The sequence below is a fragment of the Pedococcus sp. P2_D9 genome, from assembly GCF_056404275.1.
Genome location: NZ_JBFUEI010000004.1, coordinates 105,380 through 131,223, shown reverse-complemented (window position 1 = coordinate 131,223; position 25,844 = coordinate 105,380). Strand labels below are relative to the sequence as shown.

General features: G+C 71.4%; 23 protein-coding genes. 8 read left to right on the top strand and 15 right to left on the bottom strand.

Annotated features, from left to right (window positions below):
• Positions 1–218 precede the first annotated feature (218 nt).
• From AC1DXJ_RS08055 to ahcY, 8 genes are all read right to left on the bottom strand, one after another.
• Positions 219–1,985 (bottom strand): LpqB family beta-propeller domain-containing protein, encoded by a 1,767-nt coding sequence (locus AC1DXJ_RS08055; protein WP_477624920.1) that lies wholly within the window; start codon positions 1,983–1,985, stop codon positions 219–221.
• Entirely contained in the window at positions 1,982–3,721 is a 1,740-nt protein-coding gene (gene mtrB / locus AC1DXJ_RS08050) for an MtrAB system histidine kinase MtrB (RefSeq protein ID WP_477636787.1), read from the bottom strand. Before mtrB ends, AC1DXJ_RS08055 begins: the two co-directional genes overlap by 4 nt.
• A gap of 50 nt (positions 3,722–3,771) precedes the next feature.
• Positions 3,772–4,449 (bottom strand): MtrAB system response regulator MtrA, encoded by a 678-nt coding sequence (gene mtrA / locus AC1DXJ_RS08045; RefSeq protein WP_477615010.1) that lies wholly within the window; start codon positions 4,447–4,449, stop codon positions 3,772–3,774.
• 86 nt (positions 4,450–4,535) lie between these two features.
• Complete coding sequence (locus tag AC1DXJ_RS08040; RefSeq protein ID WP_477636786.1) at positions 4,536–5,954, bottom strand: hypothetical protein; 1,419 nt, start codon at positions 5,952–5,954, stop codon at positions 4,536–4,538.
• Positions 5,955–5,976: 22 nt separating this feature from the next.
• Entirely contained in the window at positions 5,977–8,280 is a 2,304-nt protein-coding gene (locus tag AC1DXJ_RS08035) for a spermidine synthase (protein WP_477636785.1), read from the bottom strand.
• On the bottom strand, positions 8,277–9,551 hold the full coding sequence (locus AC1DXJ_RS08030; protein ID WP_477636784.1) for a hypothetical protein: 1,275 nt from the start codon (positions 9,549–9,551) through the stop codon (positions 8,277–8,279). The genes AC1DXJ_RS08035 and AC1DXJ_RS08030 overlap by 4 nt, the downstream gene beginning before the upstream one ends.
• 139 nt (positions 9,552–9,690) lie before the next feature.
• Positions 9,691–10,557, bottom strand: coding sequence for a class I SAM-dependent methyltransferase (locus AC1DXJ_RS08025; RefSeq protein WP_477636783.1), 867 nt, complete (start codon positions 10,555–10,557; stop codon positions 9,691–9,693).
• Between the two features lie 45 nt (positions 10,558–10,602).
• Complete coding sequence (gene ahcY / locus AC1DXJ_RS08020) at positions 10,603–12,048, bottom strand: adenosylhomocysteinase (protein WP_477615005.1); 1,446 nt, start codon at positions 12,046–12,048, stop codon at positions 10,603–10,605.
• Between the two features lie 205 nt (positions 12,049–12,253).
• Here ahcY and AC1DXJ_RS08015 point away from each other — a divergent pair, with 205 nt between their 5' ends.
• A complete protein-coding gene (locus AC1DXJ_RS08015; protein WP_477636782.1) occupies positions 12,254–12,553 on the top strand; it encodes a hypothetical protein in 300 nt (99 codons plus the stop codon).
• Here the strand turns inward: AC1DXJ_RS08015 and AC1DXJ_RS08010 are convergent.
• Positions 12,550–13,593: a cation diffusion facilitator family transporter gene (locus AC1DXJ_RS08010; protein ID WP_477636781.1), complete on the bottom strand. Its 1,044-nt coding sequence runs from the start codon at positions 13,591–13,593 to the stop codon at positions 12,550–12,552. The two genes, AC1DXJ_RS08015 and AC1DXJ_RS08010, sit on opposite strands and share 4 nt — an antisense overlap.
• 138 nt (positions 13,594–13,731) lie before the next feature.
• Here AC1DXJ_RS08010 and AC1DXJ_RS08005 point away from each other — a divergent pair, with 138 nt between their 5' ends.
• From AC1DXJ_RS08005 to AC1DXJ_RS07980, 6 genes are all read left to right on the top strand, one after another.
• Positions 13,732–14,667, top strand: coding sequence for a glycosyltransferase family 2 protein (locus AC1DXJ_RS08005; protein ID WP_477636780.1), 936 nt, complete (start codon positions 13,732–13,734; stop codon positions 14,665–14,667).
• A gap of 54 nt (positions 14,668–14,721) precedes the next feature.
• A complete protein-coding gene (locus AC1DXJ_RS08000) occupies positions 14,722–15,249 on the top strand; it encodes a YbaK/EbsC family protein (RefSeq protein ID WP_477636779.1) in 528 nt (175 codons plus the stop codon).
• Positions 15,250–15,342: 93 nt separating this feature from the next.
• Positions 15,343–15,768: a hypothetical protein gene (locus tag AC1DXJ_RS07995; protein WP_477636778.1), complete on the top strand. Its 426-nt coding sequence runs from the start codon at positions 15,343–15,345 to the stop codon at positions 15,766–15,768.
• A gap of 5 nt (positions 15,769–15,773) precedes the next feature.
• On the top strand, positions 15,774–16,211 hold the full coding sequence (locus tag AC1DXJ_RS07990; protein ID WP_477636777.1) for a hypothetical protein: 438 nt from the start codon (positions 15,774–15,776) through the stop codon (positions 16,209–16,211).
• Complete coding sequence (locus AC1DXJ_RS07985) at positions 16,208–16,624, top strand: DCC1-like thiol-disulfide oxidoreductase family protein (RefSeq protein ID WP_477614998.1); 417 nt, start codon at positions 16,208–16,210, stop codon at positions 16,622–16,624. The genes AC1DXJ_RS07990 and AC1DXJ_RS07985 overlap by 4 nt, the downstream gene beginning before the upstream one ends.
• Positions 16,599–17,291, top strand: a complete 693-nt coding sequence (locus AC1DXJ_RS07980; RefSeq protein WP_477636776.1) for a TetR family transcriptional regulator — start codon at positions 16,599–16,601, stop codon at positions 17,289–17,291. The genes AC1DXJ_RS07985 and AC1DXJ_RS07980 overlap by 26 nt, the downstream gene beginning before the upstream one ends.
• Positions 17,292–17,319: 28 nt before the next feature.
• Here AC1DXJ_RS07980 and AC1DXJ_RS07975 read toward each other — a convergent pair whose 3' ends face one another.
• From AC1DXJ_RS07975 to AC1DXJ_RS07960, 4 genes are read right to left on the bottom strand one after another with little or no spacing between them, the layout of a single operon-like run.
• Positions 17,320–18,522, bottom strand: coding sequence for an SIS domain-containing protein (locus tag AC1DXJ_RS07975; protein ID WP_477614996.1), 1,203 nt, complete (start codon positions 18,520–18,522; stop codon positions 17,320–17,322).
• Between the two features lie 22 nt (positions 18,523–18,544).
• Positions 18,545–18,751: a Trm112 family protein gene (locus tag AC1DXJ_RS07970; RefSeq protein ID WP_477614995.1), complete on the bottom strand. Its 207-nt coding sequence runs from the start codon at positions 18,749–18,751 to the stop codon at positions 18,545–18,547.
• Complete coding sequence (locus AC1DXJ_RS07965; RefSeq protein ID WP_477636775.1) at positions 18,751–20,193, bottom strand: phosphomannomutase/phosphoglucomutase; 1,443 nt, start codon at positions 20,191–20,193, stop codon at positions 18,751–18,753. The genes AC1DXJ_RS07970 and AC1DXJ_RS07965 overlap by 1 nt, the downstream gene beginning before the upstream one ends.
• Before the next feature lie 19 nt (positions 20,194–20,212).
• On the bottom strand, positions 20,213–20,608 hold the full coding sequence (locus tag AC1DXJ_RS07960) for a DUF3499 domain-containing protein (RefSeq protein ID WP_477614993.1): 396 nt from the start codon (positions 20,606–20,608) through the stop codon (positions 20,213–20,215).
• A 60-nt stretch (positions 20,609–20,668) separates the two neighbouring features.
• On the opposite strand from AC1DXJ_RS07960, the gene AC1DXJ_RS07955 reads away from it, so the two are divergent.
• The gene (locus AC1DXJ_RS07955) at positions 20,669–21,115 is read left to right on the top strand and encodes a metallopeptidase family protein (RefSeq protein WP_477636774.1); all 447 of its coding nucleotides are present in this window, start codon (positions 20,669–20,671) and stop codon (positions 21,113–21,115) included.
• 19 nt (positions 21,116–21,134) lie between these two features.
• Here the strand turns inward: AC1DXJ_RS07955 and AC1DXJ_RS07950 are convergent, their stop codons facing one another.
• Positions 21,135–22,625, bottom strand: coding sequence for a DUF5719 family protein (locus AC1DXJ_RS07950; protein ID WP_477636773.1), 1,491 nt, complete (start codon positions 22,623–22,625; stop codon positions 21,135–21,137).
• A complete protein-coding gene (locus AC1DXJ_RS07945) occupies positions 22,622–25,807 on the bottom strand; it encodes a glycosyltransferase (RefSeq protein ID WP_477636772.1) in 3,186 nt (1,061 codons plus the stop codon). Before AC1DXJ_RS07945 ends, AC1DXJ_RS07950 begins: the two co-directional genes overlap by 4 nt.
• Positions 25,808–25,844 lie beyond the last annotated feature (37 nt).

The window sequence follows — 25,844 nt, the reverse complement described above, 5'->3', positions numbered from 1 at the left end:
CTTTCAAAGGCTGTGTATCCCGCGGCTCAGACCACTGCGGTACTGCGCCGAGGTAGAGACTGCCGTTTGCGGGGCCTGCGCCACATCGGCTGTTGGGGTCCAACGCCGCTGGCTGATGGTCGACGGCTGCATCGTCCGAACGGTGGATGGCACCCAGGGGGTGGGGCGCTATGCGAATGGAACGTCGCGGCGCGTCACCGAGCTCGCGGCAACCTGGGTCACCTCGCGGCGACCACCAGGTCGGTGCCCTCGCCGACCCGCTGCCACCTGCTGCCGGCGCGGATGAGCACCTGGTGCTTGTCGGTTGTCACGACCAGTCCACGCTCCCCGTTGACCGTCGTAATCGACTGTGCCCCAGCGATATCCGGCCCTGCGGCTATCGCTCCACCCAGGGGGACCAGCCACGGCCGGACCACCTGCGAGGGCGTCAGCCGGCCCAGGACCGCCAGCGTGGCGTCGTCCACCCACACGAGGTCGCGGGCCAAGGTCAGCGTCGGCGCCAGTCGGAGCGGCTCCGCCAGGGAGGCCGGCAGCCCGTTCGGTTGCCGCACGACTCCGGCCACGTCCACGCGTGGGTCCGTGCCGTCCCCCTTGGTGGTGATGACCGCGAGGCGCTGCCCGTCGGGCGAGAGCCGCAGGCTCACCACCGACCGGTCTGCGAGCCAGTCGACAGCCACGACCCGGGGCAGTGCCTTGGATGCGTCCGCCGGGTCGGCAGCGGCATTGATGGCCCAGACCTTGGTCGTGCCGTTGCTTCGACCCGCGACCCAGAGGACGTCCTCACGGTCGTAGGTCGGCCGGGTCAGCCGCGTGCCGGGCGAGACGAGCTGCACCTGGCTGTTGCCACGCCACCGCGCCAGCTGGGCGCGGTCGCCTCCGACGGCCGCGACCTCCTGACCGTTGCGGGACATGGCCAGATAGGCCCACCCCGGTTGCACCGCGGGCAGCGTTGCCGTCTCGGGCGGCGGGGTCCGCTCGACCGAGTCGCCCACGTCATCGGGATCCACGGGGACCAACGCCGTCCCGACGCGTAGGAGGGGCTTGACGACCGGGTCGGACGGGGTGGGGAAGCCCAGAGCCGACAGCGAGTCGACCGTGCTCTCGCCATTGGGCATCTGCAGGTCGGCGCCCTCGAGCCTCAGCGCGACGCGTTCGACGCCGGGCGCCTGGGTGACTGTTGCGAGGAACTGGGCACCGAGGTTCTGGCGTTGGCCGGGGTCGTTGCCCAGCCGGGTGGCCGCGAGGTCGACTTTCGCCGTCCCCGAGTCGATGGTGACCGCATCGACCGCCAGCTGCGTCCCTGAGGGGATGTCGGTCCTGACTGCTCCCCTGAGGTAGCTCGGCACCCCGGTGAGCAGCGACCTGGCCAGCCTGGTCGCCAGCCCGGTGCCGAGCGGCAGCCAGCGGACGTCCGGCACCAGTCGGTGGTCGCCGGCGGACACGTAGTAGATGCGGAACGGGTCGTACAACCGGTCGAGGTCGGCTCGGCTCAGCCAGGTGCCGAAGTTGTCCGGCATCGTGCTGATCCGCCACTCCCCACTCGATCGGGACAGTCCGAAGGTGACCTGCACGCGCGAGCTCGGGGGCAGCTCCTGATAGCGACCCGAACCGTCGATCCGCGCGATGGCGTTGGCGACAGCCGTGACGGTGTTGTCGGAGGACGGCGTGTAGGTCAGCTCGGAGTCGGAGCCGAAGACGACGACTGAGGAGTCCGGCCGCCAGGAGCCCTGGGGCCCGGACCCGAGGTAGGACCGCGCCGCCTGGTATCCGTCGTCACTGGCTGCGGCGGCCCTGATGAACCCCTGCACCACCTGCTGCGGCGAGGACCCCGGCGCCACCGGGTTGACCTCCACCCGCACCTCGTTCTCCTGCACCGAGCCGACCTCGAGCCCGGGCTGGATGGTCGAGCTGGTGGACAGCCCCCCGCACGCGCCGACGGCGAACACACCACACACGGCCAGGCTCGCGGCATACCGGCGCCTCATCGGGGACTCCACGGCGCGGTGGGGGTATGCCGCGTGCTCGCCACGGGGGGCGACGCGCCATCCTGCGTGGGGACGCCGGCCGGCCGCGCGGCCGCAGCCGGCGGCTCGGGCACGTCGCTCGGCCGCAGCGGCAGTGGCGCCTCGACGATCGGCCGGTCGGCGTGCCGGGGCAGGGTGAGCCGGAAGCAGGACCCCTCCCCCGGTTCGCCCCATGCCTGGAGCCAGCCGTCGTGGAGCCGGGCGTCCTCCAGCGAGATGGCCAGGCCAAGGCCGGTCCCTCCGGTGGTGCGGGCGCGGGCCGGGTCGGCACGCCAGAACCGGTTGAAGACCAGCGCACCCTCACCGGGGCGCAGGCCGACGCCGTGGTCGCGCACGGTGACGGCAGCCGCGCTCTCGTTGACGGCGATGGCGATCTCCACGGGGCGACCCTCCCCGTGCTCGAGGGCGTTGACCACCAGGTTGCGCAGGATGCGTTCGACGCGACGGGCGTCGACCTCGGCGTCGCACCGCCCGTTCGAGGTCACAGTGACGGCGCTGCCCCAGCGGTCGGCGATGGGCTGGGCCGACTGCACCGCCCGCGAGACCGTTGCCCGCAGGTCGGTGACCTCGGAGTCGAGGGCCGCCGCTCCCGCGTCGAACCGGCTGATCTCGAGCAGGTCCGCCAGCAGCTCCTCGAACCGGTCGAGCTCGTTGTGGAGCAGCTCGGCCGAGCGGGAGACCGCGGGGTCGAACCCCCTGCGGGAGTCGTGGATCAGGTCGGCGGCCATCCGGATGGTGGTCAGGGGCGTGCGCAGCTCGTGCGAGACGTCCGAGACGAACCGCTGCTGAACCCGGGAGAGGCCTTCCAGCTGGCGGATCTGGGTCTGCAGGCTGTCGGCCATCTCGTTGAAGGACTTCGCCAGGCGGGCCAGGTCGTCCTCACCGCGCGCGCGCATGCGTTCGTTGAGCCGCCCCGACGACAGCCGCTCGGCGACCACGGCGGCACGGCGGACCGGGCTGACGACCTGCCTGGTGACGACCCAGGCGATGACGCCGACGAGGAAGACCAGGGCCAATCCACCGATGAGGAACGTGCGGGTGATGAGGTCGAGGGTCGCCTGTTCGCGCTGCATCGGGAACACGGCGTAGAGGTCGTACTTCCCCGCGAGGGGCACCTCGACCTGTGAGCCCACGATGACGGCCGGGACGTCCCCGCCGCTCTTGGGGTCCGTGATGCCGATCAGCATTACCTGTTGGCGACGTGGGTCGGCGCGCACCGCCTCGCGCAGCGAGATCGGGACCACCGGGAGCCCCACCCGTCCACTGGAGAGCGTCTGCACCGACGTGTTCGACGTGTTGTCGAGGCTGCGGGTCATCACGAGGTAGCGCTCGTTGTCGCCCCCCGGAGAGGCAGCGCTCTGGACGGCCTGCCGCGCCAGCAGGTTGAGGTCACCCTCGCTGCTCGTGCGGTCGCTGTTGTCGAAGCTCCCCTGCACCTCGGTCGTCAGCCGGGAGGCCTCGAGCTTGGCCGACTCGATCCGGTCCTGCTCGAGACCGTCGGAGATGGACGAGAAGAGGTAGGAGCCGAGGAGCAGGACCACTGCGAAGCCCAGCAGCATCGTGGAGGTCACCACCCGGAACTGCAGGGACGCCCGCCACAGGTGCGCCAGCAACCGCACCCAGACCGTCAGCCGGCGTCGAGCTCGTCCCAGGACGGCGCGGACAGCGCGCAGCCCTTGGGCGCGGTGGTCGGACAACCGCGGTGTCGGCGTCCGACCAGGCCTCGGACGGGCCGACTCGGACATGGCTAGTTCGGGCCGGCCTTGTAGCCGACGCCGCGCACCGTCACGACGATCTCGGGGTGCTCGGGGTCGTGCTCGATCTTGGAGCGCAGCCGCTGCACGTGGACGTTGACCAGCCTGGTGTCGCCTGCGTGGCGGTAGCCCCACACCTGCTCGAGGAGCACCTCGCGGGTGAAGACCTGCCACGGCTTGCGGGCCAGCGCGACGAGGAGGTCGAACTCGAGCGGCGTGAGGGACAACGCAGTGACGTCCCGCTTGACCGAGTGGCCTGCCACGTCGATGACGAGGTCGCCGATCTCGAGCCGCTCGGGCTCCGGCTCGTCGCCGCGACGCAGCCGCGCCCTGATGCGCGCGATGAGCTCCTGCGGCTTGAACGGCTTGACGACGTAGTCGTCGGCGCCGGACTCCAGCCCCACGACCACGTCGACGGTGTCGGTGCGCGCCGTGAGCATGACGATGGGAACCCCTGACTCGGCCCGGATCCGGCGGCAGACCTCCATGCCGTCCAGACCGGGCAGCATCACGTCGAGCAGGACCAGGTCGGGTCGGCTGTCACGGAAGGCCCCCAGGGCCCCGGCCCCGTCGGCCACGTGGGACACCTCGAGTCCCTCGTTGCGCAGGACGATGCCGAGCATCTCCGCCAGCGCCAGATCGTCATCGACGATGAGCACGCGACCCTTCACCTGCGTCAACCCTCTTTCCAGCAGTCAGCAATGATTTCCCCCGAATCATCACACACGCAACGCGGGAGGTGTCCGAGCCACGAGCCTCACCGCGGACTTTCGCGGACGAACAGGTGCCAGTCACCGATGACCCGGGCCGTCCGCCACGTCGGGTCGGCCTCCACCAGCGCCATCGCTGGGCGACCCTTCTCGACGGCCACGACATCGGCCGAGTCCCACGCCCGTCGACCGGCGGGGTCGCCGGCGAGGAAGTCCAGGTAGGCGGCCTGGTCCCCGGGGGCGAAGGCATCGATCGGGTCGCTGACCCAGACAGTGAGCCCGTCGGCCGCCAGCTGCTCGACTCCCGGCTCGGTGGCCAACACCACGCCGTCGTCACCGGCCAGGTCGCGCACGGCCGACACCACCGGGCCGGGCACGTAGCCGGGCACCGCTTCCTTGGTCGCGAGAGCCGCCGTCCACACGGCCACCGCGAGGAGCGACCAGATCAGCCAGGGCACGGGGCGGGGGCGCCGCAGGTCGACCCGGGGCGACTCGTCGCCCAGGGTCGACCGCTCAGCGTCGGAGGTGCCCGTCACGAGGAGGAAGAGGCCCAGGGCGAGCCAGACGCCGTTGCGCGCGGCGATCAGCGTCGCGATCACGAGCAGGCCCGCGACGACGTACTCCCACGCGGCCCGTCGCGATCTCAGGAACAGGACCAGCACCACCAGACCGGCACCGAGCAGCAGGGCGTCGAAGGGGCGCCGCGGATCCGGAGCGGACCACAGCTCGGAGCCCCGCTTGGCGGCCTCGTTGGAGAAGACGCCGACGTAGTAGTGGAACGTGCCGAGCCCTGCGGGGGTGAGGAACAGGGCGCCCAGCGTGGTGACCCCCACGGCGATGGTCTCTGCCGGGCGCCGGTGGAGGCGGCTGACCAGGAGGTGGCAGCCCGCGACCGCAACGCCGACGAGCACCGCGCCGTGCAGGTTCGCCCAGACCGCCACCAGCACCGGAAGCAGCCAGATGCTGCGCGTCGGCCGCTGCGCCTGCCGCGTGAGGATCACCATGAGCACGGCAAAGGGCACGAGGGAGAGCATCTGCAGCCGCACGACCACCAGCGCCTGGAGGGACATGGTTGCCACCAGGAGCATCACGCCTGCGACTCTCGCGTCCCGCGCCCCACGACGCAGCGCAGTGCCGGCGAGCAGGAGCAGGGCCGCAAAGCCCATGGCTCCCTGCAGGGCGAGCAGTCCACGATCGCCGGCACCGGTGGCGGCGGCGAAGAGCAGCTCGGCCAGGACCGGCACGTTGTGCCATCCCGCGGAGCGGGCCGCAGCGAAGGGGATGTGGTGCGGGATGCTGCCCGTGTCGACGATGTGCCTCCCGAGCGCGACGACCCAGAACGCGTCGGCCCCCACGATGGCCTGCCACGCGGAGAATGCCGTGACCGCCGACAGCGCGGCGAAGGTGCGCCACGACCAGCCCAGGGCGCTGACCGAGTCCCGGGCCAGAGGTCGAAGGGTGCTCACGGGCCCCACACTGGCAGAGGCGTCACTTGAGGACCGAGAGGATCGAGGAGTAGTCATCGGTCCAGTCCACCCTCCGCCCGGTGAGCGGCTCCCATCCCCGGCTCGCGGCAAACGGAGTGAGCCGGTTCTCGTCGGACGACATGACCACCCACGTGCTCCGGGTGGCTCCGGGGCCGTCGCCCTTGGTGGCCACCCGAGCGGCCCACCCGAGCGACGCGGCGCTGCCGGTCAGGACGGGCGCGAGGTCGAAGACCCTGTTGCTGATGTGGACGACGAGCAGTCCTCCTGGCCGCAGGCTGTTCGCGTAGACGCGCATCGCCTCCTCCGTCAGCAGGTGCACCGGGATGGCGTCGGAGCTGAAGGCATCGAGCACGAGGAGGTCCAGCGAACGGGGCGCCAGCTTGGCCACTTCGAGGCGGCCGTCGCCCACCACCACGTCGACGTGTGCGGCCGAGTCCGAGAGGTAGGTGAACATCCGCGGGTCGCGGGCGATGGCGACGACGGCAGGGTCGATCTCGATGAAGGTGAAGCGCTGCCCCTGCGCCCCATAGGCCGCCAACGTGCCCACCCCGAGGCCCACCGCCCCGACGTCGGCGATCCCCGGGGTCGCGAACACGTCGCCCAGCGGGCCGGTGCGCGCGTAGTAGGTGGTCGGCTCGCCGCGCTGACCGCCCAGCCACTGCGTGCCGTGGACCGTGGTGCCGTGGGCGAACTCGTGCTGGCCCTCGCTCTCGGACACGCGGTAGCTGCCGAAGAAGGTGCGCCGATGGTCCAGGGATCCCTGGTCCAGCTTCACCTCGACCCCCACGAACGTGAGCAGCAGGACGACGGCCACGACCATCCTCCGCGTCGACAGCAGCCACCCCGCCAGGGCAGCCAGGGCCAGTCCCACCAGGGCGAGCGCCATGGAGTCTGCCCACCGACTGATCACCAGGCCGAGGGCCGCCGCACCGACCAGGGCGCCGAGCACGACACCGGCCCTGCGCAACGCCCACCCCGCCGCTGACGCTGCCGCCGGCGTTGAGTCCGCCACGGACGCCGCCACGGACGCCGACTGGTCGGCACGAGACGGGGGAACAGCCTTGCCGATGAGCAGGAGGGGCACCAGTGCCGCGACGATCGGGTACTCGAGGACGCGGTCGAAGACCAGGGGCGCGAGCATGCCGTTGAGCAGTCCACCCAGCGCTCCGCCTCCCGCCACCACCAGGTAGAAGTGCGTGAGGTCACCCACCGCCGGACGGTCTGCCGCAAGTCGCGCGTGGGCGACGAACGCCACCAGCGCCAACATCACCATGTTGAGCACGACACCGAGCAGGATGGGGGTGCGAGCCTGCATCATCGCGGCCGCCGCGGCGAGGACCGTGCTCGCCACCGCCAGCCGAACCACAGCCGCCGGAACGTGGCGTGAGGTGCGGCCGAACGCGATGACGAAGGTGGCGAGGTAGATCGCGAGTGGTACCACCCAGAGCAGCGGGATGGGGGCGATGTCGGTGCTCACGTGGGCCGTGACGGCCAACATCATCGCGGACGGCAGGAAGGCCCAGAGGGCCCACTGCCCCTCGCGTCGTAGTCGAGCCCTGGGGCCTTCGGGCCGGGGAGCGGCCTCAGCGGGCGGCGACCCTGCGGGACCGACGCGACCGCGGCTGACCGACAGGCGGGTGAGGCCGGCGCACGTTGCCGTCAGCACGACGAACCCCACGAACCCCCACGACCACCACGTCCGCTGCTGGGCCAGCGAGAGGTGTGGCTCCACGATGAACGGGTAGGCCAGCAGCCCACCGAAGCTGCCGAGGTTGCCGGCGGCGAACAGGAAGTACGGGTCGTCAGCACGCGGCCCGCCGGTCCACGAGTACCAGCGCTGCAGGAGCGGCCCGGCGGTGGAGATGACGAGGAAGGGCAGCCCGATCGTGGCCAGGAGGACCCTCAGGAGCCAGAGCACCGGCGACGCGGTGGCGCTCGGCGCGGCATCTGGAGGGAGGGCGATCGGCAGCACCGCGAGGGGGGCCAGCAGCACGAGGACGTGCAACGGGGGCTGCCAGGCCGGTCCGAGGCGCCGGGTCGTGGCGTGGGAGTAGGAGTAGCCGAGCAGGAGGAGCACCTGGAAGAACAGGCTGCTCGTGCTCCACACGGTGGCCGATCCACCGAAGGACGGCAGGACCAACCGCGCCACCATCGGCTGGACCACGAAGAGGAGCGCAGCGCCTGCGAAGGCGGTGAGGGTGAAGACGCAGACGAGCACGATCTCCCGGGGTCTGCCGGCCCGCCGACCAGCCCGCCGCACGACCGGTCGGGATGTCTTCACGGCATCGAGCTGCGGCACCTTCACGGCATCAGGGGCGTCGTGCTCGTCACGGCCAGCGAAGCGCCGACCCAGAAGAACTGACACACGAGGCCGGCCGCAGCCGCCAGCCCCACTGCGCACCACCGCGCCCGGCTCAGACCATTCGGTCCGGGAGTCCCGACCACGAGCAGGCCCAGGGTGGGGGCCAGCAGGAGGTAGCGCAGGATCCCGGTGTGCATGGGGGTGAACGTGAGCAGGAACAACGGATAGGCGATCGCCCAGGTGCGCAGCTCCAGGCCCCAGCCTGAGCCCAGCTTGCTCAGGGTGCTCAACACGAGGAGGCCGGCTATCAGGAGCACGAGGACCAGCCCCGTGGCGCCGGCGGCCTTGAAGGCGGACGCGAACCATCCGAAGCGATACTCACCGGCCAGCATCGACGTGCGCTGGAATCCCTCGTTGTGACCGAGCACGACCGAGGCGATGGCTGACCACAGGAAGGTGCTGCCGACGGCGACCGCACACAGCAGCGCAGGCGCGACCGCACGCCGACCCCGGAGGGCACCGAACCCCTCGCGGCGGACGCGTTCGGCGATCTGGACGGCCACGACCACGGCCAGGACGGGGGTGATCAGGCGCGTCATCGCCAGAGCGGAGACCGGCGCGATCGCCAGCAGGTACCGCTGGTGCTGGATCGCCCAGAGAGCCAGACCGAGGAACAGCATCCCCAGCGCCTCGCTGTAGGCAGCCTGGAACAACGGGGCGGTGACGAAGGTGCAGGCCAACAGGGTCCCGGCGGTCGTCAGGGCGCGGCCACCCGCGCGGTCCAGCACGCGGAACCACACGACCATCGCCAGGGCACCCGCGACGACGTTGACGACAGTCATCGACCACGCGAACGACAAGCCCGTGACTGCCATGACGGCGCGCACGACCATGGGGAACCCGGGTGGGAAGGCCCAGGTCCACATCGTGGTGAAGCGTTCGGTGGCGGACTCGCTGCCCGTGGGGACCTGGTAGCCGTCCGTGGCGATCGCCTGGAACCACTGTCCGTCCCAGTTCGTCACGACGCCGAGGTAGCCCGGGTCGGCCGGGAGCTCCTGATAGACGAAGTACGGGGGGAACCCGTTGCGGACGATGTCCGGAAAGGTGTCGAAGCCCACTGCGATCTGGGACTTCGAGGCCACCGCGATGAACACGAACGCAGCAACGCGCGTCAGGAGGAAGACACCCAGCGGCCAGTACCACGAGAAGCTCGCACCCCTCCACGCCCTGACCGACGGGGCTGTCATGGCGCGAGCCTCGCTGACGGCGGTCATGGTGGGGTGTCCTCGGGAGCGGCAGACAGTGACCGACGCAGTATGTCCGTTTTGACGTGGGCGCGCCGCTCCGCGGCTGGGCGGCTCATCCGTTCAGTCATCATCGCCTGGCCATTGGACCCACAGGACCTGTTCGCGACTAGGCCGGCGCCTGCGACGGCGCCAGCGCCGGGGCGTGACCGTCCTGGACGTTCTGGACGTCCTCGACGTAGAACCAGTCGCCGCCCACGTCCGTGAGGGTCGCCCCGGCAGGAGCCCCAGCGACCGCCTGCCAGTTCCAGGGGTACGGGAAGAAGTGCAGGTGCAGGTTGAACGAGTACCGGTAGGGCCTCTCCCGGGGGACCACGACGATGAGCCTGCGGCGGGTCACCCGGCGCAGCTCAGCCAGGGCCAGGTCGATCCGCTGCACGTGTTCGAGCGTGTGGGTGGACACCACCGTGTCGAACGCCTGGTCCTCGAAGGGCAGCTGCTCGACTGATCCCTCGTGGTAGGAGATCTTGGCGTCCTTGGGCAGCTCGCCATCCAGCACGATGTCGCAGCCGACCACCTTCGGCGCAATGCTGGCCAGCCTCTCCACCAGGTAGCCGCGCCCACATCCGGCATCGAGCACGGACTCACCCACCACGCTGCGCAGGATGGCTTCGACCGACTTGCCGTTGAGGTCGGTGCATCCCTGGACCTGCTGCAGGTCCGACGTGCGGGCGTAGACATCGACGAACTCGGCAGGCGACATCGAGAAGCCGTCCTGCTTGAAGTCCGCGAACGTGCGGTACCGGTTCCCGAAGGCGACACGGAGGAGCGGAAACATCAGGACCCGGCTGTCACGCAGGACCGGAGGAACCCAGTTGTCCAGGAAGTTCCTGATCAGCAACGCCCGCTCACGCGCAATCGCCACGTCCACACCTCTCGCCCGGGAACGTTGGGAAGGTACCAGTTCGGTGCCGAGCACCAGGGCCAACGCACCGCACACGACGTATGCCGCCCGCTCGAGGTGAGCGGGCGGCATACGGGATGGTGCGTGGCGGGGCCGAACCGCCGGTGGGGCGCAGCCTCAGTAGCGGTAGTGCTCCGGCTTGTAGGGGCCGGCCACGTCGACACCGATGTAGGCGGCCTGCTCCTTGGTCAGCTCGGTGAGCTGCACGCCGAGGGCGTCGAGGTGGAGGCGGGCGACCTTCTCGTCGAGGTGCTTGGGCAGCACGTAGACCTGCTTGTCGTAGTCGTCGTTCTTGGTGAACAGCTCGATCTGGGCGATCGTCTGGTTCGCGAAGGAGTTCGACATGACGAAGCTCGGGTGGCCGGTGGCGTTGCCGAGGTTCATCAGGCGACCCTCGGACAGCACGATGATCGAGTTGCCGCCCTCGAACGTCCACTCGTGGACCTGCGGCTTGATCTCGGTCTTGGTGACGGCGACCTTGGCCAGGCCGGCCATGTCGATCTCGTTGTCGAAGTGACCGATGTTGGACACGATCGCCTTGTTCTTCATCTTCGTCATGTGCTCGGCGGTGATGATGTTGAAGTTGCCGGTGGTGGTGACGAAGATGTCGGCGATGTCCACGACGTCGTCGAGGCGGGCCACCTGGTAGCCCTCCATCGCGGCCTGCAGCGCGCAGATCGGGTCGATCTCGGTGACGATGACGCGCGCGCCCTGGCCGGCCAGGGCAGCGGCGCAGCCCTTGCCCACGTCGCCGAAGCCGGCGACGACGGCGACCTTGCCGCCGATGAGGACGTCAGTGGCGCGGTTGAGGCCGTCGAGGACCGAGTGGCGGCAGCCGTACTTGTTGTCGAACTTGGACTTGGTGACCGAGTCGTTGACGTTGATCGCCGGGAAGAGCAGGTCACCGGTGGCGGCCAGCTCGTAGAGGCGGTGGACACCGGTGGTGGTCTCCTCGGTGACACCCTTGATCTGCTCGGAGACCGTGGTCCACTTGGTCGGGTCGGCCTTGAGGGTCTTGCGGACGAGCTCCTTGAAGACCCCGACCTCCTCGGAGTCCGACTCGTCGGTGGGGGGCACCTGACCGGCGGTCTCCCAGGCACGGCCGTTGTGCACGAGCATCGTGGCGTCGCCACCGTCGTCGAGGATCATGTTGGCGCCGGTGGAGCCCGTGCTGTCACCGGGCCAGGTGAGGATCTGCTCGGTGCAGTCCCAGTACTCCTCGAGGGTCTCGCCCTTCCAGGCGAAGACGGGGACACCCTGGGGGTCCTCGGGGGAACCGTGGGGCCCGACGACGACCGCGGCGGCCGCCTCGTCCTGGGTGGAGTAGATGTTGCAGGAGGCCCAGCGGACCTCGGCACCGAGCGCGGTCAGCGTCTCGATGAGGACCGCGGTCTGCACGGTCATGTGCAGCGAACCGGCGATGCGGGCGCCCTGGAGCGGCTGGGCCGCCCCGAACTCCTCGCGCAGGGACATCAGACCGGGCATCTCGTGCTCGGCCAGGCGGATCTGGTGACGGCCGGCCTCGGCGAGGCTCAGGTCGGCAACCTTGTAGTCAAAAGGCATGGAAGAACTCCTGAAGATGACTTGATGGTTTGCGGACCCGGCGCAGCCCATCTGGGCACACATCGTTGGAGCGGGTTATCACCCACGCCGGCGGGGACCCACTCTACCGGAGGTATGCCGCGTGGCCAGCCCCAGCGCGGTGCTCAGGGTGCGCCCGGCCGCCTACGGCACTAGGAAGGGAGTTACCCACCACGAACGGAGCACCATGAGCGAGCCCAGCAGCGGGGTCCCCGGCGAGATCGCCGACGCGGAGGTCGAGGCCCCCACGAGCGACGAGCCCACGACCGTGGAGCTCGAGCTCGACCAGGACAAGATCGAGGCCTGGGACGAGGTCAAGGGCGACTACCAGGTCGAGCCCGACGGGCAGCCAGTCGCGAACAGCCTGGACGGGAGCGACCTCGACAGCGACGACGCGACGGCTGACGACGCGACGTCAGAGGCGTCGGCTGATGAGGCGACGGCAGACGACACCCCGGCACCCGAGGCGGACGCCGAGCAGTCCTAGTGAGCGTCGCCGCTCGACGGCAGCGGGTCGTCGGCGGCGTCGGTGAGGGTGGCACCGCTGTGCTGCCACTGCGGGCGCTCCTCGGTGCCGGTGTCGATGTCCGGCTCGAGGTACATCAGCAGGGTGAGGTCGGGAGCGGCCTCACGGGCCCTGGCCTCCGCTGAGTTGATCGCATCCGCGATGTCCCGTGCCGTCGTGCCCGCCGGGACCGCGACCTTGGCGGCGACGACGACCTCGTCGGGTCCGATGTGCAGGGTGCGCTGGTGGATGACGCGGTCGATGCCCTCGACGGACTCGATCGCCTGCACGATCCGTCCGATGTGTTCGGGCGAGGCCGACTCGCCGAGCAGCAAGGACTTCATCTCGATGGCGAGGAAGATCGCGACCGCCACGAGGAGAAGGCCGATCAGGCCCGTGCCGATGACGTCGAACAGCGGGTTCCTGGTGAGCAGCATGAGCCCCACCCCGAGGAAGGCGAAGACGAGGCCGAACAGTGCCGCGAGGTCCTCCAACAGGATGACGGGCAGCTCGGGGGCCTTGGCGCCACGGACGAACTCGAGCCACTTGCGGCGCCCACGGACCTTGTTGGACTCCAAGATCGCGGTGCGGAACGAGAACGACTCGAGGACGATCGCGACCGCGAGCACGACCACGGGCACCCACCACCACTGGGCGCTGCCACCGTGCTCGTCGCTGAAGGGGTCGAAGTCGTGCAGGTCGTGGGTCTCGTGCCACTTGTGGTACGCCTCGTAGAGCGCGAAGAGGCCACCGATGCTGAACAGCACGATCGAGACGATGAAGGCGTAGACGTAGCGCTCTCGGCCGTACCCGAAGGGGTGCTCGGGTGTCGCGGCGCGCTTGGCCCGCTTACCACCGGTCAACAGCAGCAGCTGGTTTCCGGAGTCGGCCAACGAGTGGATCGCTTCGGCCAGCATCGAGCTGAAGCCGGTCAGGAAGAACGCGATGAACTTCGTGATCGCGATCCCCAGGTTGGCCAGCAGTGCGGCCACGACGGCTTTGGTCCCACCCTCGGTCGACATGGCCGACAGCGTATCGGTGCGGCAGCCTCCCCCGTTCGGACGACCCTGCCCCGCGAACGGACAGCACGCCCCCCGACCTCTTGTGGTGGGGCGACCGCTTTCTCGACATTTGCTCTGTACTCCGCGCGAGAGGAAGCCATGTACAAGGGACTGAGGGTTGCGGTCGTGGTGCCCGCGCACAACGAGGAGCGCCTGATCGGTCGCACCGTGTCCACCATGCCCGCCCTCGTCGACCACATCATCGTCGTGGACGACGCGAGCACCGACGGCACCGCCGAGGCGGCCAAGGCGGTGGGCGACTCACGCACCGACGTGCTCACCCTCCTCGAGAACCAGGGCGTGGGGGGTGCCATCCTCACCGGGCACCAGACCGCCCTGGCCCTCGACGCCGACGTCTCCGTCGTCATGGCGGGAGACTCACAGATGGACCCTGACTACCTGCCCGCCCTGCTGGACCCGATAGCCGCCGGCCAGGCCCAGTTCACCAAGGGCAACAGGTTCTACGGCAGGGGCTCGTTCGACGGGATGCCCAAGCACCGCATCGCCGGCAACCTCACGCTGTCCTTCCTCACCAAGGCCGCCTCGGGGTACTGGAACCTCTTCGACCCGCTGAACGGCTACACCGCGATCAGCCGGGAGGCTCTCCAGCGGCTCGACCTGACCCGCATCTCGCGCCGCTACGAGTTCGAGAACGACCTGCTGATCCACCTCAACATCCTGCGGGTCCCCGCTGTCGACGTCGCCATTCCGGCGCGGTACGGCGACGAGGTCTCCGGCATCAACCTGCGCACCCAGGCGCCGCGGGCCCTGTCCCACCTCGCCAAGGGCTTCTGGACCCGGATCTGGTGGAAGTACGTCCTGCAGTCCTTCTCCGCGGTCGCCCTCATGCTCTTCGGCGGTCTCGCCCTCACCGCGTTCGGCCTGGTGGTCGGTGCGTGGACCGTCGCCCACACCCTCGGCCCGGCGACGGCCAGCGCCGGCACGGTCGTGTTGGCGGTCGCTCCCCTGCTCAGCGGCTTCCACATGCTGATCCACGCCATGGTCCTCGACATCCAGGAGTCCCAGCCGCGATGACCCGCGGGACGCGGTGCAGGCGCTGATCCGGCGCTGGCTCGCTAACCTCGACGGGTGAGCAGCGCCGAAGGAAACCTGACCTGGGAGCCGGCCACGCGGCATACCGAGCTGTTGGCCGCTCCGGTGGCGCAGGCGATCGCCGGCACACCCTCGGCCCGCGTCGCGCCGATCGACGCCGAGCTCGCCGACACGGCGGCGTTCTGCGCGGCGTACGACGTGGCCATGGAGAGCTCGGCCAACTGCGTCGTGGTCGCGGGCAAGCGCTGTGGCGAGGTGCGGTACGTCGCGGTGATGGTGCTCGCCTCGATGCGCGCCGACATCAACGGCGCCGTGCGCCGGCACCTCGACGTCCGCAAGATCAGCTTCGCCCCCATGGAGCAGGCGGTCGCACTGACAGGCATGGAGTTCGGCGGGATCACGCCGGTCGGGCTGCCTGCGGCCTGGCCCGTGCTGGTCGACGAGGCGGTCGTCGCGGCGGGGGACGTCGTCATCGGCAGTGGCATCCGCGGCAGCAAGCTGCTCGTCCCGGCCGCTGAGCTGGCTGCGCTGCCCTCGGCCGAGGTGCTCCGCCTGTCGCTCTGACAGGCGCTACTTGAACATGTTCAACCTTCCCTGCTACTGTCGGGTCCCTCAACTTGAACACGTTCAAAGAACGTCCGTCACGAAGGAGCCCTCGTGGACAACGCAGTGGACAACGCAGTCATCGCCTACGTGCTGTACCTGGTCATCGCCGTTCCCCTCACCATCTGGGTCGGGTCGACGCTGTCGCGGAACGGCCGGGTCTTCCTGGTCGACGTCTTCGACGGCAACGACGAGCTGGCCGAGGCGGTGAACAAGCTGCTCGTCGTCGGCTTCTACCTGCTCAACCTCGGGGTCGTCGCGCTCTACCTGCGCATCGGCGACACCCTTGCGGACGCCCGCGCCATCGTCGAGACACTGAGCGTCAAGCTGGGCGTCGTGCTGCTGATGCTCGGCTTCGTGCACCTCACCAACGTGTACGTCTTCAACAAGATCCGCCGCCGCGGTCGCCTCGACGCCATGGCCACTCCCCCGGTCCCGCCGCAGGGCTGGACCCAGCCCTTCCCGGCTCCGATGGGGTGAGGGTCGTGAGGACGGTCCGGATCGCGCTCGCCGGCGCCACCCTGTGGAGCCTCGCGCTGGTCGTGGCGGCGCTCACGGTCCCCGTCTACTCCGGTGACACAGCCGGAGCGGACGCGGACGGCGTGCCGGGCGCCACCTCCACCACTGCCACCCTCGTCGAGGTCAACGGGTGGTGGGGACTGGTGGTGGCCGCCCTCCCGCTGGGCGCCTGCCTGGTCGTCGGGACGTTGCTGCTCGGGCCGGGCGGTCGCGCGGCCACGGTCGCCGCTGTCGTGGTCGTGGCCCTGCTCGGTGTCCTGACCGTCCTCAGCCTGCTCAGCATCGGCGTGTTCCTCGCCCCTGCCGTGGCGGGCCTGGGGGTGGCCGTCCTCGCCGCCCTCGCGGCCCCGACCCAGCGCCCCGACCACCTCGACGGCATCGACCGCACTGAGGCGGCGCGGTGAAGCGCCTCGTCGTCCTCTACGACGCCGGCTGCCCGATGTGCTCACGGTTTCGCACGTGGCTGGTCGGGCAACCCCACCTCGTGGCGGTGACCGCCCTGCCCGCCGGTTCCGCACAGGCCCGCGCGCTCCTGCCCCACCTCGACCACGCAGCCACGGTCCGCGAGATCACGGTGGTCGGTGACGGCGGGGAGGTCTGGACCGGCGCCCACGCCTGGGTCGCCTGCCTCTGGACAACGGTGGAGCACCGCGACCTCGCCATCCGCCTGTCCACCCCGCTCGGACTGCCCGTGGCCAAGGCGATGGCGTATGCCGCGGCCGGGCTCCGCGCCTCCCTCACCACCACGCTCGTGCCCGAGGCGGTGGAGGACAATGGCTACGCTGACGACTGTGACGGACTCTGCCAACCGGTCTGACCCCGCCAACCGGTCCGACCGTGGTGAGCAGACCCGCACCGCCATCGCAGCGGCCGCCCAGGAGCTCTTCCTCGAGCGGGGCTACGACAAGACGACCATGCGGGCCGTCGCGGACCGGGCCGGCGTCAGCATCGGCAACGCCTACTACTACTTCGCGTCCAAGGAGCACCTGGTCCAGGCCTTCTACGACCACATCCAGGACGAGCACGCCGCGGCGGCGCACGAGGCCCTTGCTGCGAGTGAGAAGTTCGCAGACCGGCTGCGCGCCGTGCTCACCACCTGGGTCGACGTGGCGGAGTCCTTCCACGGCTTCGCGGGGAAGTTCTTCAAGGTCGCAGCCGAGCCGACCAGCCCCCTCTCCCCGTTCAGCAGCGAGTCGAAGGGGGCGCGGGAGGCCAGCATCGACCTGTTCCGGAAAGTCGTCGACGGCTCCGACCTGAAGGTGCCCGCCCCCATCCGCGCCGAGCTGCCCGAGCTGCTTTGGCTGCTGCAGATGGGGGTCGTGCTGTTCTGGGTGCACGACTCCAGCGACGGCCAGCAGCGCACGCGGGCCCTGGTGCGTCAGGTGGTGCCCCTGGTCGACAAGCTGGTCAGGCTCAGCCGGCTGCCCGGCATGCGGGGAGTCGTCGGCGACGTCGTCGAGCTGATCCGCTCCGTACGGCCCTGAGGGCACCCGGCCCGCCAGGCCACTCGGGTCAGCCGCCGGCTCGGCCTCGCAGGTCCGCCACGTGCGGCGACACCGCAGGATCCAGGCCCAGCCCCAGGGCCAGGTAGGTCGCGGCGAAGTCTGTGGTCGCGATCTGACCCGCCAGGCGGGTCAGGGCGTGCCCCGGCTGCGCCGTCACCTCGCTGACCCTGACCCCCACCTCACGAGCCGCCGAGGTCAGGGCTTCGGCCAGCGCCCGCGCCTCGTCGGCCTCTCGCGTCATCGGGTCGGGCAGGACGTCCCTGAGCATCAGCAACGACAACCGTGGTGCGGCCGGGCCGTCGAGGAACGGATCGGTGAAGATGTCGTCGACCACCCCGGAGGCCTGTGCGCCCGGGCGAGACGCGGCCCCGCCGGAGTACGCGGCGGTGAACGGGCCGTCGAAGCAGGCGACGACCTGGGCCGCGTCGTCGGGGAGCTCACCGGACGTGGCCGGCACCCGCGCGGTGCGCGCGAGCATCGAGGTGGCCCGCCCCGCGGCCACGCCGTTCAGGGGACCGTCGCCGAGGACCACCGGGACGCCCTCGGCGAGATCGGCGGCCAGCACCTTGGCCGGGTTGACGAACGACTCCGACGAGGGACGGCAGGACTCCGCGATCTCGTCGAGGCGGTCGGCGGCCTCGGTCAGCACCCGGGCGTCGACGTCGACGATGCCCAGGTGCCCTGCGCCCAGCAGCACCGGGGCGAGCAGCGACCAGAGGGAGGTGCGGGACGTGGTGCGACCGCGGCCGATGCCGATGTGGACGCCCCGCGCCTGGGCTGCGACGTCCGCGAGCGGCGAGTCGATGGCCCCGACGGTGAGCAGGGCAGCGCCTCGACGAGCCGCCTCGGCGGCGAGCGCCAGCGGGCCCGGAGCGCGTCCTGAGAGCGAGACGGCGATGACGAGGTCGAGTGGACCCACCCAGCCGGGCAACGGCAGGTTGCGCCGCACGCTGACCGGGACCGGCGAGCCCGGCTCGGCAAGCAGCTCGAGCACGTCACACACGACGGCCGACCCGCCGAGCGAGGCGACGAGGACCGACCGCGGCCGCTCGCCACCGGCCACGCGCTCGATCCCGCCCTCGGCGGACAGCTCGATCGCCTCGCGCACCTGGGCGCCGGCCGTCGCCAGCCCCCTCAGGGTCTGGCGGGAGTCGAGGGTGGCCAGCGCCTCGTCGCTGTCGATGCGCGACTCGTCGAAGAACTGTGCCATCGTCGCGCCTCCCCGCCGTCCGTCAGACCGGCTTGCGGGCTTCGTCGACGAGCAGCACCGGCACACCGTCGTCGATGCGGTACTGCAGGCCGCAGGCCGTGCTGGTGCAGTGAAGCTCGGGCTTGCCCTCGACGGTGGCGTCGGCGAGCTCGGAACGGCAGGCCGGGCACCTCAGGATCTCCCGCAGCCACGGCTCGATCCGGACGTCCTGCCCTTGTCCTTGCGACATCAGCGTTCTCCTCTCACCAGTGCGAGGACATCGTCCCGCACCTGGGTCATCGTGTCTTGGTCAGCCGCCTCGACGTTGAGCCGGAGGAGGGGTTCGGTGTTGGAGGCGCGCAGGTTGAGCCACCACATCGGCGCATCGCTCGTCCCGGCGTGGGTCGCCGTCAGTCCGTCCAGCTCGTCGAACTCGGCGCCGCGCTCGGCAGCCCACTGACGCACGGTCGCGGTCGCGGCCGCAGCGTCCGTGACCGTCGAGTTGATCTCGCCGGACGCGGCATACCGGCTGTATGCCGCGGTGAGCCGGCTCAGTGGCTCACCCTGCTCGCCGAGCGCGGCGAGCACGTGCATCGCGGCGAGCATGCCGGTGTCGGCGAACCAGAAGTCCCGGAAGTAGTAGTGCGCACTGTGCTCGCCGCCGAAGACCGCGTCCTCGCGGGCCATCTCGGCCTTGATGAACGAGTGGCCGACCCTGGTCCGCACCCCGCGGGCGCCCTGCTCGGCGATGATCTCGGGGACCGCGGCCGAGGAGATGACGTTGTAGACGACGGCGACGTCAGCCGCGGCGACGCCTCCTGCGACCTGCTTGGCGATCTCACGGGTGGCCACCAGGGCCGTGACGGCACTGGGGCTCACCGGTTCGCCACGCTCGTCGATGACGAAGCAGCGGTCGGCATCGCCGTCGAACGCCAGGCCGAGGTCGGCGCCGTGCTCGACCACAGCAGCCTGGAGGTCGCGCAGGTTCTCGGGCTCGAGTGGGTTGGCCTCGTGGTTGGGGAAGGTGCCGTCCAGCTCGAAGTAGAGGGGGATGACCTCCAGCGGCAGCGCGGGCAAGCCGGTGCCCGTGCCGAGGACGGCAGGCACCGTGTGGCCGCCCATGCCGTTGCCGGCGTCGACGACCACGCGCAGTGGCCGACCACCGGAGAGGTCGACCAGGCCGCGCAGGAAGGCCGCGTAGTCACCCAGGACGTCACGCTCGACGACGTGTCCCGACTTCGTGGCCGGAGGCCCCGCACTGACCCCCGCGTCGAGCAGCTGCTGGGCCAGGGCGCTGACGTCGGAGAGACCCGAGTCCTGACCCACGGGGCGCGCTCCCGAGCGACACAGCTTGATGCCGTTGTACTGGGCCGGGTTGTGCGACGCGGTGAACATGGCGCCGGGGAGGTCGAGGGCGCCACTGGCGTAGTAGAGACCGTCGGTGCTGCACAGCCCGATCAGCGTGGCGTCGAGGCCGTGGGCGGTGACGCCTGCGGCGAAGGCCCGGGACAGCTCGGGCGACGAAGGGCGCATGTCGTGGCCGATGACGACCCCGGGAGCTCCCTCCGGCCCGACCACGGTCCGGGCGAAGGCAGCGCCGAGGGCCCACGCCACATCGACGTTGAGCTGGTCGGGGACGAGGCCCCGGACGTCGTAGGCCTTGACGAAGTCGGAGAGGACAGGCTTGGGCACGCCCGAAACCCTAGCGGTGTCAGTTGTCGCGCAGGACGCGCAGGTGCCCGCGGCGACCCGTCTCGACGGCGCCGGAGGCGTCCTCGTCGGCCGGGTGGCGCCTGGTCTGCGCCTGTGCCGGACCGGGGGCCTCGCCCAGCCGGGGCCGGCCTGCCTCGCGCACGGCGTTGGCCAGCGCCAGCAGGTCGTCGTGCGAGGGCTCCGGCTCGACGTACTCCCCGGAGAGGCGCACGATCTCCCAGCCCCGGGGGGCGGTCAGTCCCTCGGCATGGGTCGCGCACAGGTCGTAGGTGTGCGGTTCGGCATACGTCGCCAGGGGTCCGACCACAGCGGTCTGGTCGCCGTAGACGTAGGTGAGCGTCGCAATGGCAGGCTTCGAGCACGCGGTGCGGGAGCACCTCCTGGACAGACTCACGACGCGGACTCTATGCCAGCAAGGCGGGGCCCCCGGGTCGGCACGCCGTAGGCTGGTCTGGTGACTTCGACCGGCCCGCAGGCAGGGCGCTCCCGGGCGGCGCGACGGGACCGTCGAGGCCGAGGGGTGAGGGGTCCGCTGGCCTGGCCGGCCGTCCCCGCCATGGCCACCCGCCGGCAGCTGTTCGACGACCTGGTCCTCGACAGTGCTGCTCGCCTGGAGACGCGGCTCGGTGCCCGCTTCCAGGACGTCGAGTTCGCGGTCGAGGACGTTCCTCCGACCGACCCGGCCCCGTGGGAGCGTGAGGGGGCGCCGCTGGCTCGGGCCTTCCCTCCACACGGCAGGACCCCGGCGCGGATCGTCATCTACCGCCGCCCGATCGAGAGCCGCGCAGACAACCAGCGCGAGCTCACGGCCATCGTGCAGGACGTGGTGGTGGAGCAGGTCGCCGCGTTGTTCAACCTGCCGCCGGGCGACCTCGACCCACGCTACGACGACGGGGCCTGACCCTGCGTCGAGCCCCGAGCTACCGGGTCACCTCTCGCAGGCCCACGGTCGTGGTGCGCAGGGCAGCGTCGTGCAAAGGGGTCGTCGTCAGGAGCGTTCCCTGGCTGTCGTTCACCCAGGTGACCACGCCTGCCCGGACCTGCCCCTTGCCCGACACGCGGTGCACCCACACGGAGGTGGCACCGGTGAGGTCGAGAGCCCCTGACGCGTCGACACCGAGGTTCGGACGACGGGACGTCTCCACCCCCTTGGCGTCGACGGTCACCACCTCGACGCCGGCGGTGTCACCGGACGACGTCAACGACAGGAACCGCTGCATGGGGCCGGGCGCGCCGGCCGGGTCGACGAGAGGCATCCCGGCGACGCCCGAGATCGGCGGCGTGGAGGACGTCCACGCAAAGTCCCCCGGCTTGCCGGGGGCGCTCCGCATGACCACGGCCGCGGCCACGACGGGCACGTCGGCTCGCACCTGAAGCCCCACGGTGCCGGTCGGCAGCGCCGAGATGTCGATGTCACGGACTGCACCACCGTCGATCCGGGTCACCCCGCCGGCGGGCAGGGCCCGCGGTCCCTGGGCGGTGAGCACCCTGGCCTGGACGACGGCCTCGCCCGTCCCTGGCACCGCGACGCGCAGGACCGACTGGCCGCCCACCGCGACCGCCGGGATCACCTGGTCGCGCGACGGCGCCGCAGTGGGCACGGAGTCGTCGGACCCACCCGCGCGGGTGCCGTCCAGCCACAGGTCGTTGACGACCGCGCCGACCACACCACCATCGGCGACGACGTGCACGACGGGGTTGGCCAGCTCGCTGTTGATCGAGTCGAGGAGGAAGGCCGTGCGTCCGTGCGCCGGGACGACGATGCCCTTGCCGTTCGGGGACGAGACCGCCCCCTTGGCGCCGTAGAGGGTGACGTCGACGGCGACGGCGTTGCCGCCGGGGTTGGTCAGGAGGAGTCGTTCCTGCCGACCGGGGGGCCCCCCGCCGGCCATGATCCAGAACTCGGCACCGGGCGGCCCGCACGGGGCCGAGCCCAGCGACCGCTGGTCGCCCGAGGGCACCAGCCAGCCCTGTGCCGCGGCGACACCGGCAGCCATGGACTCGGTGCCCGACACCAGCACCCCTTCCGCACGGCCCTGGTCGCCCATCACGCTGGAACCGCGGACGGTCACGGGCGTGCCGAGGTCGCCCCGCGGCATACGGCTGAGGCTCAGTCGACCGGGGGCCGTGGCGGGCGCGGTGCCGGTCAGGGCCCGGACGGGGGCCGCAGCCGCGGCAACCCGCACGCCGACGTCGACGTCGTCGACTCCCTTGACGCCCTTGAGCTCCGGACCCGGGCACACCAGCGAAGAGCTGCGCACCGGGTTGGTGGCCGAGGTGGTGGCGGTGTCCACGACACGGGTCGACGCGACGGCGAAGGCCCCCTGGCTGTGCATGGCTGCGGTGACGATCCCGACGCCTGCGGCAGCCACGAGCGAGGTGCGGACGATGCCGCTGACGGAGAGGTTCACGGGCGCCTCCGCCTCGAGGAGCGGTTGCCGAAGGGCACGGCGAGGAAGACGACCACCAGGAGCAGGACGCCCTGGGCGTAGCGCCAGATGGCGTTGGTCGGGAGCACGTCCACCGAGATCGTGGCCGGCCCCGCCGGCAGGGAGTACGACGCTGCGTCGCCGTTGGGCGCGAGCACGTGACCGTCGACGGCGACCCGCGCGTGCCTGACCCACTGGCCCGGCTCGGACAGGACGAGCGAAGCCCCTTGCGGCACAACGGATTTCACCTCGAGCCGCGAGTGGGGACCCGAGACGGGGATGGCCTGCTCCGATGTGCGGGTCAGCAGCCGGGCGCGGGAGGGTGCGACGGCGTCGTCGGCCGCCCCTCCGCCTCCGGGCAGGACCCGCCAGAACAGCACGCCATCGTGCTCGCCGAGCCGACTCAGCCCGGCCGTGGCGTCGAGGGCGCGGATCCGGGGATCGGTGGGCTCGGCACTCAGGCCGATGAACCCGACCGCCTGGTCTGCCAGGTCGACTGCGGGGGTGAGCGCGCCGGGCGCGGCTCCCTGTTCGAACAGCGCACTCACCGAGGCGGCGAGTGCCTCAGCGGTGGGTCGGTCGGTCGTCATCGGGGGCAGGATCCGGGAGGTCTCCCCGACCTCCCGGCCGAGCAGCTCGTAGGTCAGGGCGTCGCCATCGGGCCGCAGCAGCAGCATCCGGTTGCCGAGACCGCTCTCGGCCTGGTCGATGGCAACGGCTGGACGAGGGTCCTGCCAGGCCCGCAGCCCGTCGCCGACGGTGCGGACGGTGAGCCATCCGGAGCTGACCAGCACGGCTCCGATCAGCGCGCCAGCCACGGGCCAGCGAGCCAGCGCCTGCCACCCGCCGCGCGCCCGGCTGACGGCAAGGCCGTCGGCGCCGAGCAGGGCTGCGGCCACCAGCGCCAGGGCGAGGACGAGCAGGCCGACACCCGACCACGCCGTCACCGGCGCCCCGGCGTCGGGCAGGCCCTGCGGCACGACGCCGAGCTGGATCCGGGGTGCCACGACGGCGTAGGCGAGGCCGAGAAGGGCCACGACCCCGAGGACGCTCGCGGCGCGACCACGCCGGCCGGCACGCAGCAGGCCGAGCAGCCCGGCGAGGACCAGTGGCGCCGAGAGCAGCACGGGGTAGGACCCGGGGCCACCGGGGTGCAGGAGCGCAATCTGCCAGGGCTGCGCCTGGGTCGTCCCCCAGACCGACAGGCCGGGGCCGGTGAAGAGCAACGCCGGACGGTCGAGAAGGGCAGGCACCCAGGACCCCAGGAGCAGGACCGGGCCGAGGACGATGGCCAGGCCCCGCACCCGGGCCCAGCCGTGACCGACGAGCGCGACGCCCAGGCCGGCGACGAGCACCAGCACGAGGAGGGCAGGAGCGAAGGCTCCGAGTGCGGTGGCGGCAAGGACGGTTGCGGCAGTGACCGTCGCGGTGCCGGTGCGGCGACCGGCGAGCGCGATGCCCCCGGCCACCAGCGGGAGGAGGATCGCGGCGACGATGCCGCCCAGCCGACCAGAGCCCACCGCCGTGGCCAGGACCGCGCTGGTGGACCAGGCCAGGGCGGCGATGGCACGCGGCCAGCGTGAGTGCGTGACGACCCGGGCGCCGAGGTATGCCGTGAGGGTCGCCATCGGGAGGGCGAAGGTCACCAGCAGGGTTGTCACGGCGCCGACAGGCGACGCGGGTGCACTGAGCAGCGGGAGGTGGGCCACCAGCCACGACAGGCCCGACAGGATCACGAGGTGCGGACCCTGCTCGCCGGCACTGCCGAGCCCCGCGCCGTGCCAGCCGTCGAACCAGGCGTGCCACAGGGTGCCCGCGTCGGCTCTGACCCCGAAGGTCTCGCCGCCGGTCACACCGTTGTCCAGCCGGTCGACGAAGCTGCCTCCGAGGTGCCGGCTGGCCAGGGCGGCGACGACGGTCATGACCAGGGTCGCCAGCAGACCGGGGTTCCGGGCGGCGTGGGACGCCCACGTCGCACCCAGGATGTTGAGGTCCTGGGCCTCGTCCGCGACCGGGCCGGACTCGACGGCGTCGGCGCGGCCGGTGTCGCCCGGCCCCGGCTCGAGCGCGACCTCGTCGTGGATGAGGTCGGTCGTGTGCCGCAGCACCGTGCGCGAGGGGACGAACAGGCCCTGCAGGTCGCGTCGGCGGACCTGTCGGGTGCCACGCGAGCGCCACCGGGCCCCGAGCACTCGTCCGGGGGTCAGCACCGCACCGATGTCGGAGAACTCGGCCCATGCGGCGCGGGGTCGTTTGGCCAGCAGCAGCGCGAGGGCGGCAAGGGCGCTCGTCAGGACGATCCAGGCCGCCAGCAGCGGCAGGGCCCACCAGGCGCACCTGGCCAGCGCCACCCGCCGGGCCTGGCGACGCATCCGCGGTGTCGAGTCGCCGAGGGCGGCGTCGTCCGGCTCCGCCCGGGCACCGGTGCGCACGGTGGCGCGGGGCACGACGACGACGCGGCGGCCGGACTGCTGGGCACGCCACGAGAAGTCCACGTCGGCGCCGAAGTCCCCGAGGGCGCGCTCGGGCCCGCCGAGCTCGTCGAGCATTCCGCGCTCCACGAGCATGCCGGTCGCCGGGACGGCCAGGACGTCGGTGCGGCGGTCGTACTGGCCCTGGTCGGGCTCACCCGGGGCCGGTGAGGGGATCACCCGGCCGCTGCGGGTCAGCTGCAGGCCGACCGATCGCAGGGCGCCGGGACGCGTCCAGTCGAGCAGCTTGGGGCCGGCTGCACCGACCGACGGGCTGCGTCGCACGGCATCGAGCAGTCGCGCCAGCGTCATGGGGGCCGCGGCACTGTCTGAGGTGAGCACCCAGACGTGGGTCACGCCGGACGCGCCGGGGGTCACGTCGGGGGTCACGCCGGGGGCCACGTCGGGCGAGGACGCGCCGTCGGCCGTCGCGGCCCGGTCGGTCAGTGCGAGGGCCGACCGCACGGCATACGCGAGGGAGGTTGCGCCGGGGACGGTGACGAAGGTGATCGCGTCGATGGCTTCGGCCACGCCGCGGTGGGCGCGCACGGTCTCGACGGCGTTGCCGTCGCGCTCGTCCCTCCCGAGGTCGACGACGACGAGGCGTTCGGGGCTGCGCGTCTGGCGCGCGAGGGAGTCGAGGGTCTCCGCGAGCGCGGAGGTCGGGCCGCGGAGCACCAGAACCGCCGTCACCGTCGCGACCCCCGCAGGTGATCCTGCGGGGTCTGTC